The following is a 1,074-nucleotide window of genomic DNA, read 5'->3' as shown; positions in this document are numbered from 1 at the left end:
AGCGGCGGCGGGTCGCCCGGGGCGGCGCCGTCCGCTCCGCCCTAGGCTCTGCCGCGTGAGCAGCAGCGAGATCCACCAGTCGACGGCGACCCTCCTCGTGCGGCGCCTCGTCGCCCTCCTCGGCGTGCTGGCCTTCCTCGCCGGCGTCGTCCTCGTCGTCACCGACCCGGTCAACTACATCGGCTGGGTCTGGGGCGTCGTGGGGATCGTCGTGGGCGTCCTGGCGGCCCGGCGCAAGCAGCAGACGGACGACGGCCAGCTCCTGCGGCGCACGAGCCTGCGCAGCCGCGGCTGAACCGCCCCCGGGGAGGCGCCGTCTCGCGCCTCGCCGTGCGGTCCGGGTGGTGCGCGTCCAGGGTGGGGGAGCACCGCACACCGGACTTACCCCACCGGAGGTACCCCGTGTCCTCGCAGAACAGCACGCCCTCGCGCGTCATGCACGACGTCGGCCTCGCCGCCTGGTTCGGCGGCACGCTGGCGAACGCCGTGGCGCTCAACCGCGCCGCAGCGGAGCCCGGCGACCCCAAGGAAGCCGGTCGCGTCGCCAACGCCGGCTGGGACCGCTGGACCCCCGTGAACGCGGCCGCCATCGGCCTGCACCTCGTCGGCTCGGTCGGCCAGCTCCTCGGCAACCGGGACCGCCTCGACAGCCAGCCGGGCGTGCGCTCGATGAGCGTCGCCAAGACGCTCGTCACGGCGGCGGCCCTCGGCGTCACCGCCTACAGCCGGGTGCTCGGCAAGAAGGTGTCCGAGCACCAGGACGTCCCGGTGCGCGGAGGCACGACGCCGTCGTCGCAGACGCCGCCCGACGTCGCCGACGCGCAGCGCCAGCTGCACGCGCTGCAGTGGGTCATCCCGTCGCTGACGGGCACGCTCATCGGCATCAGCTCCTACGCCGGCGAGCAGCAGCGCCCGCCGAACCGCGCCACGCAGCTGGTGGACCGCACCTTCCGCCGCTGAGGCGCTGCAGCGCCAGGACGACGCCGCCGCTCCCTCCGGGGATCGGCGGCGTCGTCGCGTCCGGGCCGGCCCGGTGCGCGTCGTAGGTCACGCGCCGCGGCGCCGGCCCGGACG

The 1,074-nt window shown here is 75.9% G+C and carries 2 protein-coding genes; both read left to right on the top strand.

Annotation, left to right across the window (positions count from 1 at the left end):
• Nucleotides 1-55: 55 nt before the first annotated feature.
• A complete protein-coding gene (locus tag HLB09_RS17465) occupies nt 56-295 on the top strand; it encodes a hypothetical protein (RefSeq protein WP_171204539.1) in 240 nt (79 codons plus the stop codon).
• 107 nt (nt 296-402) lie between these two features.
• Complete coding sequence (locus HLB09_RS17460) at nt 403-960, top strand: hypothetical protein (protein ID WP_212771332.1); 558 nt, start codon at nt 403-405, stop codon at nt 958-960.
• Nucleotides 961-1,074 lie beyond the last annotated feature (114 nt).

It is taken from the genome of Pseudokineococcus marinus, assembly GCF_013004605.1.
GTDB lineage: Bacteria > Actinomycetota > Actinomycetes > Actinomycetales > Quadrisphaeraceae > Pseudokineococcus > Pseudokineococcus marinus.
Note: the sequence above shows the minus strand (reverse complement) of the source record. Positions and strands in the feature narration are given on the sequence as shown.